General features: G+C 34.8%; 17 protein-coding genes. 3 read left to right on the plus strand and 14 right to left on the minus strand.

Annotated elements, in window-relative coordinates:
- Positions 1-273 precede the first annotated feature (273 nt).
- From BUB90_RS05755 to hisZ, 8 genes are all read right to left on the minus strand, one after another.
- A complete protein-coding gene (locus tag BUB90_RS05755) occupies positions 274-1,164 on the minus strand; it encodes a metallophosphoesterase (RefSeq protein ID WP_073284416.1) in 891 nt (296 codons plus the stop codon).
- 263 nt (positions 1,165-1,427) lie between these two features.
- Complete coding sequence (locus BUB90_RS24090; protein ID WP_278277262.1) at positions 1,428-1,550, minus strand: hypothetical protein; 123 nt, start codon at positions 1,548-1,550, stop codon at positions 1,428-1,430.
- 120 nt (positions 1,551-1,670) lie between these two features.
- Entirely contained in the window at positions 1,671-2,933 is a 1,263-nt protein-coding gene (hisIE, locus tag BUB90_RS05760; RefSeq protein WP_073284419.1) for a bifunctional phosphoribosyl-AMP cyclohydrolase/phosphoribosyl-ATP diphosphatase HisIE, read from the minus strand.
- Between the two features lie 101 nt (positions 2,934-3,034).
- Entirely contained in the window at positions 3,035-3,757 is a 723-nt protein-coding gene (hisA, locus tag BUB90_RS05765; RefSeq protein WP_073284422.1) for a 1-(5-phosphoribosyl)-5-[(5-phosphoribosylamino)methylideneamino]imidazole-4-carboxamide isomerase, read from the minus strand.
- Positions 3,758-3,835: 78 nt separating this feature from the next.
- On the minus strand, positions 3,836-4,426 hold the full coding sequence (gene hisB, locus BUB90_RS05770; RefSeq protein ID WP_170865441.1) for an imidazoleglycerol-phosphate dehydratase HisB: 591 nt from the start codon (positions 4,424-4,426) through the stop codon (positions 3,836-3,838).
- A 20-nt stretch (positions 4,427-4,446) separates the two neighbouring features.
- Positions 4,447-5,739, minus strand: a complete 1,293-nt coding sequence (hisD, locus tag BUB90_RS05775) for a histidinol dehydrogenase (protein ID WP_073284425.1) — start codon at positions 5,737-5,739, stop codon at positions 4,447-4,449.
- Positions 5,740-5,950: 211 nt separating this feature from the next.
- Positions 5,951-6,589 (minus strand): ATP phosphoribosyltransferase, encoded by a 639-nt coding sequence (hisG, locus tag BUB90_RS05780; RefSeq protein WP_073284429.1) that lies wholly within the window; start codon positions 6,587-6,589, stop codon positions 5,951-5,953.
- A gap of 21 nt (positions 6,590-6,610) precedes the next feature.
- Positions 6,611-7,870, minus strand: coding sequence for an ATP phosphoribosyltransferase regulatory subunit (hisZ, locus tag BUB90_RS05785; RefSeq protein WP_073284432.1), 1,260 nt, complete (start codon positions 7,868-7,870; stop codon positions 6,611-6,613).
- A gap of 265 nt (positions 7,871-8,135) precedes the next feature.
- Here hisZ and BUB90_RS05790 point away from each other — a divergent pair, with 265 nt between their 5' ends.
- Positions 8,136-8,339, plus strand: coding sequence for a heavy-metal-associated domain-containing protein (locus BUB90_RS05790; protein ID WP_073284435.1), 204 nt, complete (start codon positions 8,136-8,138; stop codon positions 8,337-8,339).
- Positions 8,340-8,535: 196 nt separating this feature from the next.
- Here BUB90_RS05790 and BUB90_RS05795 read toward each other — a convergent pair whose 3' ends face one another.
- Positions 8,536-10,140 (minus strand): YARHG domain-containing protein, encoded by a 1,605-nt coding sequence (locus tag BUB90_RS05795; RefSeq protein WP_084139117.1) that lies wholly within the window; start codon positions 10,138-10,140, stop codon positions 8,536-8,538.
- Positions 10,141-10,384: 244 nt separating this feature from the next.
- Complete coding sequence (locus tag BUB90_RS05800) at positions 10,385-11,263, minus strand: AraC family transcriptional regulator (protein ID WP_170865442.1); 879 nt, start codon at positions 11,261-11,263, stop codon at positions 10,385-10,387.
- A gap of 204 nt (positions 11,264-11,467) precedes the next feature.
- On the opposite strand from BUB90_RS05800, the gene BUB90_RS05805 reads away from it, so the two are divergent.
- Positions 11,468-13,090 carry a glycoside hydrolase family 5 protein gene (locus BUB90_RS05805; protein ID WP_073284442.1) on the plus strand — a complete coding sequence of 541 codons (1,623 nt, stop codon included), beginning with the start codon at positions 11,468-11,470 and terminating at the stop codon, positions 13,088-13,090.
- Between the two features lie 77 nt (positions 13,091-13,167).
- The gene (locus tag BUB90_RS05810) at positions 13,168-14,538 is read left to right on the plus strand and encodes an MATE family efflux transporter (RefSeq protein WP_073284444.1); all 1,371 of its coding nucleotides are present in this window, start codon (positions 13,168-13,170) and stop codon (positions 14,536-14,538) included.
- Between the two features lie 85 nt (positions 14,539-14,623).
- On the opposite strand, the gene BUB90_RS05815 is transcribed toward BUB90_RS05810, so the two are convergent.
- The 4 genes from BUB90_RS05815 to BUB90_RS05830 all read right to left on the minus strand — a co-directional run bounded on the left by BUB90_RS05815 (position 14,624) and on the right by BUB90_RS05830 (position 19,028).
- Complete coding sequence (locus BUB90_RS05815; RefSeq protein ID WP_073284446.1) at positions 14,624-15,235, minus strand: NUDIX hydrolase; 612 nt, start codon at positions 15,233-15,235, stop codon at positions 14,624-14,626.
- A 22-nt stretch (positions 15,236-15,257) separates the two neighbouring features.
- Positions 15,258-16,799 (minus strand): methyl-accepting chemotaxis protein, encoded by a 1,542-nt coding sequence (locus BUB90_RS05820; RefSeq protein WP_073284450.1) that lies wholly within the window; start codon positions 16,797-16,799, stop codon positions 15,258-15,260.
- 122 nt (positions 16,800-16,921) lie between these two features.
- A complete protein-coding gene (locus BUB90_RS05825) occupies positions 16,922-18,358 on the minus strand; it encodes a DEAD/DEAH box helicase (protein WP_073284453.1) in 1,437 nt (478 codons plus the stop codon).
- 139 nt (positions 18,359-18,497) lie between these two features.
- Positions 18,498-19,028: a Holliday junction resolvase RecU gene (locus BUB90_RS05830; protein WP_073284932.1), complete on the minus strand. Its 531-nt coding sequence runs from the start codon at positions 19,026-19,028 to the stop codon at positions 18,498-18,500.
- Positions 19,029-19,061: the final 33 nt, after the last annotated feature.

Below are 19,061 nucleotides of genomic sequence, written 5' to 3' on the forward strand. Positions count from 1 at the left end.
AATCTAATAATAATAAACCTGAGAAATCACTTTGTAATTTCTCAAGTTAACTTATGGCTCTTTCAAGTCAATTCTCTTGACTTTGCTACTGGATTACACTTCGTGTACCCCTAGAAACAACTACGTTGTATACCATAAGTTATATTATAACATGTAAATATTACCATATCCAATAATCTAATAGTACCATATTACGAAAAACATATCAACTTATAACGGATTTTGTCGTTATTTATCTATTGCATTTTTGAATTGTAAATTTCAAATTGTATATTAGAAATGAATATCTTTTATTGGCAGCCCTTCCTTAATAACCATACGTTTTACACGTAAAATTCCATCAAGATCTGCATGAATTCTCCACTGAACCAACATAATTTCACCATTAATAATTTCAATTCCTGTAATACCCTTGGTATGAATACAACACCCCGTATTAAAGTATGGCAGTTGATCTTTATGAGGAAACTTTAGTCGATGTGTGTGGCCACAAATCAACATAACATTGTGTTTTTTTATCCACTTTGTAAAGTTTTTTTCTATTTTATGTCGTTTCGATTGATTCTTAGCTGGACTGGCTGGATTTCGAAATCCAACAAGGCGCATAAACTTCCAGAAATAACGAAGAGCAATCATTGATAAAAACCAGCATTGGTCATTTAAGAAATCCCCTTGATGCCCATGTATGACTAGAATCTCCTGCCCCGTTGGTGTATAGGATAACCGCAATGCTTCACTTGGTTTAAGTCCAACGAATAATTCCTCTTCTGATTCCGTAAATTCATCATAGTAAAAATAATAGTTCATCATAACATAATGACGACTCTTGAGATATATATTGTGATTCCCATATAACATAATAAATCGTTTATCCTTATAAAATTCCTTTAACACTGTAAATACATCCGTATGCGCAGTACGGATATGTTTGAAATTCGAATGTTCCCATAATTCATCACCATCTCCCACTTCAACATACGTATAACCATTCTTATAATAATATTGTAATGCACTTACCATTAATGTTTGATTTCTTGCAAATTCATCTGAGATGCTATCATCCCCACGATGAAGATCACTAAAAAAGATGTATTTGGAAGTTTCATCAATATTCATTTGTTTTGCATGTTTGTATGCTTCAGTAAGCCTTTCATTCGTTTTCATAAGGCAGCTCCTTGTAAATATACATAATTATTACCATCGTTCAATATTTTATAGTGTATGCATTATTTACAAAATTATTTTATACTGTATTAAGCAATTATCTTTCGATACATAATACCTTTTGGCATTTTAATTACATAATAAAATGCACCTCCACATGTTAAATATTTTATCTAACATGTGGGGTGCACTCCACATTCAATATACATAATTGTATCGTTTATATAACCTTATAAAAGGATTTGTGCTAGATGCAATAACTATTAATTAGCTTTGCCACGCTTTTTCTCACTTAAGAATTTGCCTAAGAATATTCCACCTACGGCTACTCCAGCAATTACAATGAATTCTACAATTGCAGTTAATAAATGACCTAAAAATACCATGATAATGCCTCCTTATTGGTGCTCCTTTGTAATACTAATAAGATTATACAATATGAAATCAAAATATACAAATAAATAGTAAAAATAATTGTATCTTTTATAATACACGGTAAGGCCGTACTATCTTCTATGTGCTAATTCTTTCACAACATCATTCCAATCAAGCCCACATTCCGCCATTAAAACCATCATATGGTATAAGAAATCTGATATCTCATACTTTAGTTCTTCTGAATCTGGATTCTTAGCAGCAATTACGATTTCTGTTGCTTCTTCTCCACATTTCTTGAGAATCTTATCAATTCCCTTATCAAACAGATAATTCGTATAGGAACCTTCTTTTGGGTGCAATTTACGATCCATAATCACATCATAAACTTGTGAGAATACAGTAAGAGGATTCGTGTCATCATACTCTCTCTTAACAATCTCCGTATAGAAACAAGAACGACTTCCAGTATGACAAGCTGCACCCACTTGACGGACTTTTGCTAAAATCGTATCTTTGTCACAATCTAAATCTAACGCTTTCATATATTGATAATGACCTGAAGTATCACCCTTACACCAAAGTTCTCTACGACTTCTACTGTAATAAGTCATTCTTCCTGTTTTAACCGTTTGATTGAACGCCTCTTCATTCATATAAGCAAGCATTAAAACTTCACTTGTTTTATAATCTTGTGCGATTACAGGAATCAAACCATCTTCGTTTAGTTTTAATTCAGAAAAGGCAATGGTGCTTTCGAAAGTATTTACTTCAATATTTTGTTCCTTTAGATAGTATTTTACTTTCATTAGATCCTTATTCTCGAAGTAATTGGTTGATACGGCAAAAACCTGATCTACTCGCATAAGATCTTTGATATCGTTTCTAGTTAAACTATCACGAATCATTACTGGTAAGGAACAATTTGCAATCTCATTTGCTAATTCATCATTCATGGTAAGATGCTTTAACATAATCGCAGATACACCACATTCAATCAACTTGTCGATATATCCTGGTTCTCTGAATTGTTTGATTGAATCGATTTCGATAATTACTTTATCCTTGCCGAATCGTTCTGTAGATTCCTTAACCACAGAATAATCTTCAATACAAGAGTGTTTCAACATAACATAGGAAGCTCCTGTATACATTGCTTTCTTTACGTCTTCAAATCTCTTAACATGTAAACCTAGAATGAAAGGTACATCAACTGTCTTCGCTAAGGTCTTTGCTACTCGTAATAACTCTTCTTTTGAATACTCATCCACGGAATAATCAAAGATAAATAATTCATCAGCACCCTCTGCTGCATACTTCTCTGACGCAGTCAGCACATTGGCTACTACTTCATTCTCTATATTCATATATGGGATAACTTTCTTACATGCCATCCTTATTCCTCCTACTATTTATACCAATCTCAAGTATATCGCCCCAGAACTGTATAATTACCTTAGCTATACTTATTAACAATTATAACTTAATTATACAATTACTTCTTTTCAAATAGCATAATTGCTTCTTCGAGATTAATACGATTTTCATATAATGCTTTACCAATAATTGCTCCATGTACGTTAACTTGGTTTACTGACTCTAAGTCTTTCAGCGAAGATACACCACCAGAAGCAATGATATCTAAACCTGTAGCGTCTACCATTTCTTTCGTGCATTCAACGTTTGGTCCTTGTAACATACCATCTTTTGCAATATCTGTATAAACAATTGTCTTAACTCCAAGTTCTCTCATCTGAATAGCTAAAGTCACCGCATTATAGCTACTAATCTTTTCCCAACCTTCAATTGCCACCATACCATTCTTGGCATCAATACCAATAACAATACGATCCGCCCCAAACATACTGATTGCTTCTTTAATAAATGCTGGATTCTCAACTGCTTTTGTTCCGATAATTACACGGTTTACACCAAGATTGATCTTATTCTCTATATCTTTGATCGTACGAATTCCACCACCAACTTGAACCGGGATTGAAACTGTATTCGTAATTTCTTTGATCACGTCTTCGTTCACACCATGACCATGTAAAGCACCATCTAAGTCAACCAGATGAATAAACGTTGCGCCTTGATCTTCCCATTGTTTAGCTACTTTAGCCGGTGAATTTGAATAGATTTCTTGATCATGAAACTGTCCCTGTCTTAATCTTACACATTGCCCGTTTCTAATATCGATTGCTGGATATAATTGCATAGTTGACCTCCTTGTTTTGTCGCGTGTAATGAGTTTGTTATACTTGGTGACTATGATGAACATAGTCTTATTCGTTGATTATAGAGCTCCTTTGGTTGAAAGAACATCTGTTATACGTTCATCGTATTTGGTTGCTTCATCTAAGGCTTTTGCAAACGCTTTAAAGATTGCTTCTATTATGTGATGATTATTACTTCCGTCAAGCTGCTTAATATGAAGATTCATTCCTGAAGAATACGATACTGCATAGAAAAATTCTTTCACTAACTCAGTATCAAGATATCCTACTCGGTCTGTAGTTAGTTCAACATTATATACAAAATAAGGTCTACCCGATAAGTCTAGTGAGCATAACATAAGGGTTTCATCCATTGGTAATATTACAGAACCATACCGCTTAATTCCCTTCTTATCACCAATTGCTTCTTTAATTGCCTGACCAAGAACAATTCCTGTATCCTCAACTGTATGATGCCCATCTACATGTAAATCTCCAGATACTCTGAGATTTAAATCCATAAATCCGTGCCTTGCAAAACTATTAAGCATATGATCAAAGAATCCAATTCCTGTATCGATTTTTGTAACGCCTGATCCATCTAAGTCTAGTTCTAATTGAATATCCGTCTCATTCGTCTTACGATTTATCTTCGATGTTCTGTTAATCATAGATATCTTCCTCTCTTATGCTATTTTTCAAAACGAACTGCAATGGAATTTGCATGTGCAGTTAACTGTTCTTCTGTTGCGAATTTAATAATATCCTTGTGTATTGGCTCTAGCGCTTCTCTGGAATAAGAGATAATGCTAGATTTCTTGATATAGTCGTCTACGCTTAAAGGAGAGAAGAATTTGGCTGTACCATTGGTTGGTAATACATGGTTTGGACCAGCAAAATAATCTCCAAGTGGTTCACTGCTATAACTCCCAAGGAATATTGCACCTGCGTTACGAATCTTTGTCATGGTATTAAACGGGTCCTTCGTGATGATTTCCAAATGTTCAGAAGCTATCTCGTTCGCTACTTCAATAGCTTCATCCATCGTATCCGCTAATAAGATATATCCGTAATTATCTAATGATTGTTGAATAATCTCTTTTCTTGATAATACCTTAACAAATCCTTCTACTTCTTCCGATACTTTCTCTGCAAGTTCTTTGCTAGTTGTAACTAAGATTGCTGATGCTAATTCATCATGTTCAGCTTGCGATAGTAAATCTGCTGCAACAAATCTTGGATTCGCTGTCTCATCTGCTAACACTAAGATTTCACTTGGTCCTGCAATAGAATCGATGCTAACATAGCCAAAAACAGCTTTCTTTGCTAATGCAACATATATATTACCAGGACCAACTATCTTACATACTTTCTTAATGCTTTCTGTTCCATAAGCAAGGGCCCCAATTGCTTGGGCTCCACCCACTTTATAAACTTCTGTAACACCCGCTTCTTTTGCAGCAACTAAGGTATTGGGATTAACTTTTCCATCTTTACCTGGTGGCGTAACCATAACGATTCGTTCAACTCCTGCTACCTTGGCTGGGATTACACACATTAATACAGAAGATGGATACGCAGCCTTCCCACCTGGTACATATACGCCTACACTCTCTAGTGCTGTAACTTTCTGTCCAAGAATAGTTCCTTCTGGAGTTGAATCAAACCAGCTGTATTGCTTTTGCTTCTCATGATAATTACGAATATTAACAATTGCTTTACGTATTACATCTAATAAAGAGGTATCAACGACTGTATACGCTTCTTCAATCTCCGACTCTGATACACGAATGGTATCCTGGGTTAATTCACATCCATCAAAACGCTTTGTATAATTAAATAGAGCTTCGTCTTTTTTCGTTCTAACATCACTCAAAATAGCATTCACACGATCAGAATACTCTTCATATTGACTTGGGCTTCTTTGTAATAAATTCTCTAATATATTATTTTTTGACTGTTCGTATATCTTCACTATTCTCATGGAATTCTCTCCTTCACTGCAAACTATGTAAACTAGGAATTCAGTTTAAATCTATCATAATTCTATTATAACAATTCGTGACTACGTCCTTCAATCAAACATACTTATTGATATAATCTATTTTACAATGAATGCTGACAAAATCCTAGTATTATTTTCCTATAATATAACTTATCGCAAGAAAATCATGCAACTAAATCAAAATTTGATTTTATCCGATAACACCTTTTAGATCTGTAATTAGTTTTTGAATTCTCTCGTGCTCCATCTTCATACTAACTTGATTAACCACCATACGTGCAGATAAAGGACAGATTTCTTCTAACACTTCTAATCCATTCTCGCGTAGAGTCGAACCAGTTTCCACAATATCAACGATTACTTCTGATAACCCAACTATTGGAGCTAACTCAATCGAACCATTTAGCTTAATAATCTCCACGGTTTGATGCTTCACATTATAGAAATAATCCTTTGCAATATTGGGATATTTGGTAGCAACACGAATTAATTCTCCATGGTTTAGCAAATCCTTTGCTGAGGCAGGACCCGCCACACACATTCTGCATTTCCCAAGCCCCAAATCAATTACCTCATATAACTTACGTCCTTCTTCCATAATGGTATCTTTACCAACGACACCGATATCTGCTGCACCATACTCTACATAAGTAGGGACATCTGTTGCTTTGGAAAGAAAAAACTTTAATTTCAATTCTTCGTTTACGAAGATTAATTTTCTAGAATTGGGATCTTTCATCTCTTCACAGGTAATTCCAATCCGTTCTAAGATAGATAATGTTTTCTTTGCCAAACGACCTTTAGCTAATGCAAATGTTAAATATCTCATATTACTTATACACTCCTTCCCCTACTGAATCAGATCTGACATCTTAACGATGTTTGTTATATTTTCTTTCATATTGATTACTTGAATGGTCTCACTATCTTCCATAACCAATATACCGCCTGTGCCTATTCGTTTTGCATATTCTTTATAATTATTAATTGCAAAAGAAGGGGTTACCGTTAACATCTCAATATTCATCCCATGGCTTCTAAAATATCCAGCTAAAGTAATTGCTGATTTTCTGAACTCTTCACGATATAAAATCAAAGTATTGTTCTCTAATAGTTCTACATCAATCTTTTGTCTAGATAAAGCATTCATTAACTGGTCCACTACAACAGCAACTCCAATTGCTGCTGAATCCTTGCCAAATTGGCAAACTAATTTATCATAACGACCACCCGTTACGATGGCGGCACCTGTACCATACGTAAAGCCACGGAATATAATACCCGTATAATATTTGTATTTGCTAAGCATTCCAAGATCAAACGTAACATAATTACCTAGACCATATAGCTTCAGTATATCATATACGTCCTTCAGACGTTCAATTGCTTTTCTTGCTTTCTCATTGCTAATCATCTTATTCGCGTAATCGAGGATATCCTCATTGCCAAACAACTCAGGGAGTTTGAATAATACTTCCTTTAACTTCGAGGTAATTGGCTTACTTGACACTAATTCCTCAACTCCGAATAAGTTTTTATCTTCAATTGCTGCACGCAATTGTTCAATCTCTTCCTCTTCAAAACAAGCTTCTTCCACTAAACCATTGAAGAAATCTACATGACCGATCTCTAATTGGAATTCCCTTAAACCAACCTTCTTTAAACATTCAATAGACATAGCAATCATCTGCGCATCCGCATCTACAGAGGAATCATTAATCAATTCAGCGCCAAGTTGTGTGGTCTCTTTCAGTTTACCTTGATAACTACTATTGTTAATAAACGTACTTCCCATATAGCAAAGACGAATTGGAAGGTTCTCATTTCTATAGTATTTGGCAACGCACCTGGCGATAGCTGGTGTCATATCCGGACGTAATACCAAGGTATTCCCTTCACGGTCAAAGAATTTATACATATCATTGGAAGCAATCGTTCCTCTTTCTTTACTAAAGATATCAAAGAACTCGAAGGAAGGGGTTTGTATGTCCTTAAATCCATATAATTTCAATATCTCATGCATACGATTTTGCAGAATTAACTTCTTCTCACATTCTCCATTGTATATATCTCGAACACCTTCTGGTGTATGTAATAACTTATCATTCATAATCAAACACCCTTTCTAATCTATACTTTCTTTATATACTACTTATCTTATCTTTCTTTATCCATTCTTTTTCTTTCAGATTTGCTTCTTTCACCCGATATCATTGTTTTTATCACTTTATCAGTTTAAAGTGATAATTCGCTACTAAAGTAAATCTTTATTTATTATACGTTAAGCATATATTAATGTCAATCCTTTTGGTATATTTCGTTTGCATTATCCAGACACTAAATAGGTATCTAATAAAGTAACGAAAGGAGTTCTTATGGAAAAAATACACTATTCCGTTTCAGGTTTAATTAATGAAGATAAGAAAACCCAAGTTAAAAACGCCTTAAGTAAAATTAATGGGGTAAACATGGTAAACGTAGATCTTGGTAGAGGTTCCATAGAAGTTGGATATAATTCCAAAACAAACCAAAACTCAATAACGAATTGTATCGAACATGTTGGTTGCAAAATCCAATAACTCTTTTTAAGTTGTATGTATATTATCATTATATACTATTTATCAGATACGCATAACTGACAATAGAAATACTCTTAATAGGAACATTTCGAATGTCAAAAAAGTTTACTCGTTGATTCTATCAGCGAGTAAACTTTACTATTTCTAACAAGAAAACATATGAAAAATTGCTTTCAAAGGTCTACTTCAATATATCTTAATCTGCAAAAATCAAATTAGAGAATACTTCTGTAGCATCTCGACCAAGCGGAACAATTTTATTGTCTTTAATATGCATATAGCCACTTGTTCCATCTTTTCCCTTTACCTCTATCCATTCTTTTGCATCTGTTGATACAAAGAAAACTTCTTGCTGCGCTTTAATGATGCTAGTAACAGAATCTTCGCTCTTTTCATAATAAACTGGTAAGTCAACATATAATTCATGTGAGTTTTCAACCAATGGATAATATCCGTCCTCTTGAAATACTAACTTATTCTTATCAACGTCATATCTCCAGTCTGCATTCGCATAACAAGTATGAATAATATCTGCACGTATAGTTCCTGTGACTGTTAACGGATTAGACAAACCATCATACCCATTATACTCTTTAAAAGGAAAACCGGATACCGTACCGATATGTTCCAACTTACCATTGTAAGTAAAGAAATGAGTTTCTAAATCATAACTTGGCCCATAGTCTAGAATCGCTATTTCAAGACCATCTTTATAATCTGCTAAATCTGTTATATAGAAACCTTTCTCTTCTGGAGTTATGAGATAGATTCCAAAGTCCTCCAAATCAAATGCAGATCCATCAATCGTTATATATGCCTTATAATCATCTGAATTTTTATCTTTTTTTAGTTGATACTCTACCTTATTTTTCTTCCCATCTCCATCAAGATCTGCTTCTAATTGTTCTCCGAGTTTATATCTCTTAGGATATGGATGTGTCTTAATATACTCTTCTTCAGCACCTTTAATTGCCTGTAAATTTGCTTTTTCCATTTCATTCAGTATGGATTCATCAAATTTATCCGTAGCTACTGTCCCTTCATACCAACTACAAGAATCAAAATATTGTTGCAAGTACAGATTATCAAACTTACGTCCATATCTTGCAAAGATTTCATTTCTTGCAATCCATAAACGGTTATCATCAAAACAGGTTAAATACTCCTTTGAATATAATTTCGTATTACTCATAGGTAATACATATTCGCTAGGATTGTAGTTAACATTTTCTATGGTAATATGAATTGATCTTTCCATCACTGGAAGTTCTTTTGACATCTGTATATACTCATCTGCTATTTCTACATTCTCGTAGTAATATGACACATCTGTTGGATAAGAAGCACAATACAGGGTATCCTTTGTATATGCTAAAGGAGTCGCCTCCATTCCATCAAATACATCTACTTTACGACGGAAGAAACCACACAAGAATCCCATACCTTCAGTGATATCATAGGAAGATTTTTGAAAAAAGTAAAATCCATCATCCGAAGTTTGAATTACATACTTATCTTTCCACGACTCTGGAACTTTGACAGTTATCTCTTCCCATGTATATGTACTATCTTCATTCACTACTGCCTGATCTAAAGATTGATTTTCATTCAATGCATTATCAACATCATTGTTGTCTGTAGTATCTTTCATTTGATTATCATTTTGGTTATTTTCTTCTTGCTCTGTTTCAATTTTCGTATTCTGACTTGTCGTTACTCTAACTTTATTTTTTGAACAACCACTTATAAACATTAAGAGAAAACATATTCCAAGTAATACAAGTAGTAGATTTTTCCTCATAACTATCTCCTTTCTACTTAATCAAAAACAAGTTCCATATATATAGCCATTATACGTTTCTCAAATCTAACCTGTCAAACTGATATTACTTAATATTTTCTTACGATTATCGACTTTTTTTGTCTTGGTATTCTAGTACATCATTATTCATTCTAAGATATCAGTACGGGTATGGGCAGACTGGAATGCATTTACCACAGAATGTAAAGTCTTTTTCAGATTTCCTGTTTCCTTTGCAACTATACTAATTCTCTAATAATAGTGGCAACCTCTTCCTATTACGGTATGCAGCCGGAGACACTCCTATCGTTTTTTTGAATTGTCTAGAAAATCCATAGCAGTCTGAATACCCAACCAATGCAGCTGTTTCTTTAATGCTAATTCCTGAAAGAATCATAAGTTCTGCTCGATGCATCCGTTGACTTGTTCGGTATTGCATCGGAGAAACTCCTTGTGTCTCTCGAAATACTTTCCGAAAATTTTCATAACTCATATTAAGTTCTGTTGCTAAAGATTCTAACGAGATATCTTCTTCCAAATTGCTTGATAATAGATTCTTTGCCTGAAGCATTAGCATCTTTTGATTACTCAAAGTATTCGTTATACAACTATTATGTAGTTGAAGTACCATTTTTTGCAGCTCTACTAAATAAATTGGCAATTCTTCTACCCGTGCCCGCTTAAAACTTTCCAGTTGGAATATCAAATACTTTACTACCTCTGGTGTAATTACACACGTACGTACTGGTTCTTCTATAGACAGTAGTTTCATACTGTGTAAATATTCAAATGTACTTTTACCAAAATTAATAAAAAACTCCAGCCACTCTTCTCCTTCTACCTCTGTTGTGTGTAATTCACCAGGAATGCGTTGTACCAAGGAACCCGCTTGTAAAGGATATTCCTTCCCGTTTTTGTCTCGATATATCCCCTTACCAGATAATAATATGAAACAACTATAAAATTGTAATTGTAAATTATGTTGTGAATCTATACCTTTTTCTTTTCGCATAAAACCACATGACATTACCCCGTTATTAAAATCATCACCAATTCGGTAATAACTTCCTTCGTTCTTCTGGAGTCGCAATTGTGGATACTCCTGTAATATTTGATCTAACATATATACCTCACCTACCATTTCGGTTAAAAATTCTACCATTCTAATCATTTTATTTATAAAGAGTTCTCTATATACTAACTATAACAAAACCCAAAATTATTATAAAGTTTCTATAATTTTAAAAGGTTTCAATATTTTAGTAGTCGATATAAATGGTCAATCGTAATCAAATAATTTTACCAAAGTTAACAAAGGAGAATTTCAATGAAAGAAAATATGAGACGCAACCGTGTAAATGGATTTCTTGACGTAGATGGTCAAAAAATCGTTAATGAATTAGGAGAAGAGATTATATTAACTGGCTGGGGGCTAGGTAATTGGTTATTACAAGAAGGTTATATGTGGAAAGCGCTTGGTAGTAAACGATTTGATCGCCCTCGTAGGATAGAGGCTGTTATAGAAGAACTCACTGGAGAGGAATATGCCAATTCATTCTGGAAAGCTTATCGTCAGAATTACATAACCGAAGCTGATATCCGTTATATGGCTGAACTAGGCTACAACTCCGTACGTATTCCCATAAATGCTCGCCTTTTTATGAAAGAGGGTGAAGGAATTCACTGGGTTGAGGAAGGATTTCAACTGCTTAATCAATGTATCGGTTGGTGTGAAACACATGGAATCTATGTATTCTTAGATTTACATGGCGCACCTGGTGGACAGACCGGAGATAATATTGATGATTCCATCGATGATGTTCCGCGATTATTCACAGATCAAGATTGTTTTGACAAAGGTATTGCATTATGGAAGGAACTAGCTACCCGCTACTGTGACCGCTATATCGTTGCAGGCTATGATCTCCTAAACGAACCGATTCGTCCAAAACGCTTTGCTGATGATACCGATTTCGATTATCTCTTACCAAGATTAAAGGAATTTTATGAAGTAGCCATTCAGGAAATCCGTAAGATAGATAAGAAACACCTAATTTCAATAGAAGGGCATCACTGGGCTTCAGCTAAGAATATATTCTGTAAAAAATATGATGATAAGATGATTATTCATTTCCATCGTTATGCATGTTTACCTGATATCTCATGTTATAGCGAATTCTTAACACTAGCGAAAGAATGGGATTGTCCATTGTGGTTAGGTGAAACAGGTGAGAACTATACAGAATGGTTCACTGCCATGTATCCCCTTGCTGCAGAACTTGGCATTGGTTATAATATATGGCCTTGGAAGAAGATGGACTGTTCCAATTCCCCATGTTCAATTAATAAGCCACGTAACTGGGATGCTATTATTGATTACACCAAAGGTGGTATACACCCAGGCTATGAGGTTGCAAGAAATATACTTGATGAATTCTTAGAAAATATCAAACTTGAAAACTGTGAGCACTTAGAAACGGTATCAAATGCCGTATTAAGACAACCTGGATGTATCATTCGAGGTACCGATTTTGACCATTTCCCAGGTAAAGGAGTATCTTATACCGGACTTCGTAATGAAACTAATCTAGAACGCTACCGCTATCTCACTGGCATGAAAATCGTAGAACAGTACAAGGATTTAGAAAAAGCATTTGGATTTGACTGCGGGTTTAAACGATTTGTCTTAGAGCTTGAGAAAGAAGAATTCGCTGTCTATTCCCTTGAAGATGTGAAAGATACTTCTACTCTCCTCGTTCACTATATCAGCGAAGAGTCTGGTGTCTTAGAAGTGTATCAAAATGATGAAATACTTGGTACATATAACTTTGCTGAAAATAGTGGCTTGGAGGTCCTTGAACCTATAAAACTTAAGGAATCGGAGGGCGCAAAAATTAAACTTCATGTGGTATCCGGTGTAATAAAAATCGACTCTCTTCATACCAACTAAATTCAATACTAATGGATTGGTAAATACGCGTATCAATCATACTCCGTGCGATTCGCTACGCACAGTTAGGTAATACTATGACTCAAATTACTACGACAACAAATGAAACAAAAGAATTTTTTCAAGGGATTCTAATAATTGGAATCCCAGTAATTATACAAAATCTAATCAACAGTTTAGTGAACATGACCGCTGTTTTTATGGTTGGGAGCCTAGGAGAGGTTGCTATCACAAGTACCTCTCTCGGAAATTCATGGTTTTTCGTTTATATATTACTATGTGGTGGTATTACTGCTGCAGGCAGCATCTTCATCTCACAACATTGGGGCAATAAGGAGATTGATAAAGTCCACCAATACATGGGTATTATGATAATCGGAGTTGCCATCTTAGCAGCAATTATGGGAACTTGTTCTATCCTTTTTTCAGATACAATTATTCGCATCTACTCAAGTGACCCTTCTGTTATTAAAATCGGTGCGAGTTACATACGAATCATTGGCTATTCTTATTTCTTTACGGCTTTCACTAATGTCTTCGTTGCAACCTTAAGAAGTACTCAAATATCATTCGTTCCAATGATAGGAACTATCTTATCGTTACTCTGTAATTTGCTGTTGAATTACTGCCTAATCTTTGGAAATGTAGGTATGCCAAGATTAGGAGTTAATGGTGCAGCAATTGCAACTGTAATCGCTCGTATTATCGAATTCCTATTCATAGTCGGTTATACCTATAGCAAAAAGCTTGCCGTAGCTGTACATCCTAAACGCTTCTTCCATATAGAATATCAGACAGTAAAACAATATTTTCGCTATGGATCATTCATTATACTTGGTGAAGCTATATATGGAATTGGCAATTCCATATATAATATTGCTTACAAATACACTGGTACAGAATCACAAGCTGCATTACAAATTGTAAATTCTATAAAATCTATGGCTTTGGTTCTTTCCATCGGTGTTGGTAATAGTGCAAGTGTCATCATTGGTAATCTACTTGGACAAAACCAACTAGAAAAAGCAAAGCGTTTTTGCAAAAAATATCTTATCTTTACGCCTGTAGTAGCTGCTGCTGTAGCGGTTATACTCGTACTATTCGCACCTATGATATTGCATATGTTCCAAATCAGTCAATCTTCTCAATCATACGCGCAAAAGATGCTATATATCCTAGCTTTTGAATTACCATTTCGTGCGATTAATTTCACAATTATAGTTGGAATTCTTCGTGCTGGTGGTGACAGTACCTATTGTTTTAAGGCTAATTTTTGTGGCACTTGGTTATTCGGTTTGCCTATGGCCTTCTTAGGTGCTGTTGTGTTAAAGGCACCCGTTTACATTGTATTCCTTATGGTCACCGCTGATGAAATCGGGAAATTCTTCATCTGCTTTCCTCGGACGATTAAATATAAATGGATGAGGAATTTAACTCAAAATATTTAGACTACTCAAAAAAGATGAACTATAGTATTGATTTACTAGGTTCATCTTTTTTCAACTATACCATTAATTTACTATATAACAATATCTACACTTTCAAAAATCCAAAGGGCTCATCTTCTGAATGAATAAAATGCATCAGCATATACGCACAGATGATTGCCACATTTTCCTCTTTAAGAATACGTTTACATTCCTCTCGGTCTGCTAATATAACTTGTATATCCTCAGCCTCTTCTTGGTGAAGATTGGTTGGTTCCCCGCTTAGATATCCATATACTGTAGCACAAGATTCATCCGTCATTCCGATGGTGGTGAAGAACGGACGAGTATATCTCTCTTCACAACTTAGCGGTGTAAGGGTTAAACCAGTCTCTTCATACATCTCCCTAACTGCTGCATCTGTCGCATCTTCTCCCTTTTCAACTAAACCTGCTGGGAATTCGTAGATGTAATCATTAATAGGATAACGAAATTGTCTAACTAAGGCTACTTTATCCTTTTTCTCTCCATAGATTCCATAGATAGCAACTCCGTCTGGTATATTCTTTCCTGTTGTTATCTTAAGTTCACTAACGTCTTCTGCTCTCGATGCTAAAAAGTACGGAGACACCTTACCATCTCGGTGCTTCGCTTCTAGTTCATATAGATTGAGAAATCTATTTTGTGTCTGCTTCTTAATAGTCTTAACTCTACTCATGTCATTCCTCCAGTTGTATATCTTAAGAATCTAATTTCTGGCTCTCACGTTCCATGTGAAGATATTTATCAATTTCTCGAATCGATGCACGCATTGTATCGAATTTCTGTTTTACAGCCTTAGTACTTTCATCGTTTTGATGTGTCGTACTCGCTGATTCCTCGGCACTTGCATTAACTTCTTCACTCGTTGCAGATAACTGGCTTATGTTATCAACTATATTGTCATTAGCAGTCTTTAAATCAGAAATCATCTGGTCCATTATGCTCACATGATCTGTTAAAACAGCTACATGTTTATCAATTGTTTCAAAACTTTCAGAGGCCTTCACAACCAAATCATTCTGTCTAGTTGTTGCCTCCAAAGATTCATTCACTTTATTAACGGAATCTCCAGCATTCTCTTCTAACTCTCCAATGAGAACTGTAATTTCTTCCGTTGATTTTCTCGTCTGTTCTGCTAATAAACGTATCTGTTCTGCTACCACAGCAAACCCTCTACCTGCTTCTCCTGCACGAGCACTTTCAATTGACGCATTCAATGCTAACAGATTCGTTTGATTGGAAATTCCGAAAATCAGGCTAGCTATCTCCTTTACCTCTTTCGTCTTACTCTGTAATCGCTCCATGGATTCTGTTACAGATTCATTCGTATTACCAATAATATCAACTTGTGCTTTCATGTCTTTCACAACATCTAAACTATCCGTAACAACTGCTTTCGATTTATCGGTAGCATCTAACATTTCTTTTGACACATTCGCTGTTTTTTGTATTGTCTCTTGAATATTCTGTGTCATCAAAGTCTGTTCCTCAATACTGATTGCAGTCGTCTTAGTACTTTCTAGGATTTCATCCATTGCATTAGAAACAAACTTTGAAGAATTCTCTAACTCAGTCAATTCATTGTTTACTTCATTCGCTTCTTCATCAACTGTCACAGATATCTTCAATACATCATCTAAGATTTGTTGTTGTAATATTTCTCGATCTTTAGCAGAATGAACTGCGTCATGATTATAGCGAACCAACACGGAGCCTATCATAATAATATTGGCACATAGTAAAACATCAATACCACAATACATTAATGTAGACATCCTTGCTTCTGGATAGACACCGGTAAAACTTAAGGCAATACGAACTATACTAAATAATATAATAACTGTATTCGTTATACTTATGTACTTCTTATTAAAGTAAAGCAAATTACCTATTGCGATTGGCAAAGCATACATAATAACAAATGAATTATTGGACGTAATAACTAGATAACCATACCCAATCGTATACAACGCATTCGGAAAAATTAATAATAATCTCCAAGATGGATTCTTACAATACAAAACCCAACCAACAACAGCACTTAATACCATAAAAAAGGAAGGAATAATCACCTCAATAGGTTTATCCATACTACTTGTTAATTGTTGTAGTATCATACCACCCGCAACAATTACCACCATAATCGATATAATTATTACACAAATTAGGTTATTCAACCGGAAGCGCTTTTCCTTCGAATCATATTTTCTTACCTTAATTCCTACATTTTCATTACTCATATTAGCCTCCTCAATTGTTAATCAATATATCTATATTACATATATACCTAATTATAGATAGTATCACTTAATAACTGATAATTCAATATTTTTTGTATATTTTCCCATTTTATCGACTGGTATTACTTGCTTTTGGTGAAGCTTTTGTTTTTATTGATTTTCTTGCTTTTTCTGTAGCCCACATCTGTCTTAGCATTATGTGAAGTTCCAGATTCTTTGCTACTCTTTCCTCTGGAGTTGGTTTTATCTTTATTTATTTGTTTGGATATTTGACTATTTATAGCTTTGTGTTTGCTAGTAGTCTTTCCTTTATCTTTTTCTTTACGCTTTTCTTTACTCTTAACCACTTCTTTACCTTGCATATTTATATGTTTCGGTTTATTATTCTCTGATTTTGCAACTACTTGATTTCTTGCTTTACGTTCTGACTTTTCAAGTATTACCATCGGCCAGCGTGAAGGTATTTCCTTAATTACCTTACCAATATGTTTTTCAATATCTCTTAAGCAATCAATATCATCATAGTTACAGAAATTAATTGCATTACCACTATAACCTGCACGTCCAGTTCGTCCAATTCGATGAATATATGTCTCTGGTGTATCTGGAATATCATAATTAATTACATAGTTAAGTTCAGCTATATCAATACCTCTTGCCGCTACATCAGTAGCTACAAGTACTTTAATATTTCCGTCTTTAAAATTTCGAAGTGCTAGTTCTCTTGCATTCTGGCCTTTATCACCATGAATAGCCATTGCAGTAATCTTTGCCTTATTAAGTTTTAGCGCTACTTTATCAGCAAAAATCTTCGTCCTCGTGAAGACAAGTACACTCGTCATCTTGTTCTCTTTAATAACATACGTTAACAAAGAAATCTTGTTCGGTCGGTCTACATAATAAACAGTTTGATTGATTGCTTCCACTGTACTTGTTACAGGATCCACTTTAATAATTTGAGGGGATTTTAAGATTGTACTAGCCAACTTCTCGATTTCTTTTGGCATCGTCGCACTGAATAATAGAGTTTGTCGATTCTTTGGTAACAGTGGAATGATTTTTTTCATGTCATGGATAAATCCTAAATCAAGCATCTGATCTGCTTCGTCTAACACAAACATCTCCACATCACCTAGCTTAATATACCCTTGACCGATTAAGTCATTCAATCTACCTGGGGTTGCTACCAGAATATCTACCCCACTTTTAAGTGCATTAACTTGTGCATTCTGTCCAACGCCTCCATATATGACCGTCGAGCTTAAGCCTAGTCCTTTCCCAAATTGTAGGATATTCTCATGGATTTGATTTGCTAACTCTCTCGTTGGAGTTAAGATCAATCCTTTAATCTTCTTTCTCTTTGAACCCGATAGTTTCTGTAGCATAGGAAGTACGTAAGCTGCCGTCTTTCCAGTACCAGTTTGGGCACATGCTAACACATCATGTCCTTCTAATAATAAGGGAATTGTTTGACTTTGAATAGGAGTTGCTTCTGAATAACCTATCTCCTTGATTGTATTCATTAATTCGTCTAATAACTTTATTTCATTAAATTGCATTCTATCTTCCATTTCTTAATTGTATTTTGCGTGTAAGATACCAGTATAGCATATAATATGTTGAAATACTATGAAGAAATGTTTAGCCTTTGATTCATATCATAAAAGCTAGATCACAATATCTTCATAATATCTTTCACTACCTACTGGCGAGATCCTGATTCACCATCTCGAGATAGTGAACAAACACTCCATTATTCGTAGAGATTTCATAGCAAGGAGTTAATTCTTCATATCGAAAACTCTTTCTGCCTCCTTGCTGTGCTCGTTCCCAGAAGGTAAGCAGTTCTTTGAAGCGAAGATAATAGAAATAGTCTTTACTCGAATAATAAATCAATATGAACGCAACTCCCCCTTGCTGTTCAAACTCTTTCATGAATTCGATTTGATGCTCATGTATATTCTGCAATGGAAACGTATCGTTAGCACATTCTTTCGCATCAAAACATATGGGTATTCCTTGCACAGCACCTATGTAATCGACCGTACTCTTCTGGTCGAAATAAGCAAGTGTTATGTGTCTTGTAGTCTTATCTATATTAATTGGTTTTATTGGTGTCGGAATCTTCTGAATCAACGCAAGGTGATTCGCACGATATTTCTCGTTAGTTAGATTGATTAATTCTTCTAACGTTGATCCACGAAGACCTCTAGAATTCCAAGATGGCATAGTATCATTCCTTTCGTAACTTCTGTCTAATAA

This window comes from Anaerosporobacter mobilis DSM 15930 (assembly GCF_900142955.1).
GTDB classification, from domain to species: domain Bacteria; phylum Bacillota; class Clostridia; order Lachnospirales; family Lachnospiraceae; genus Anaerosporobacter; species Anaerosporobacter mobilis.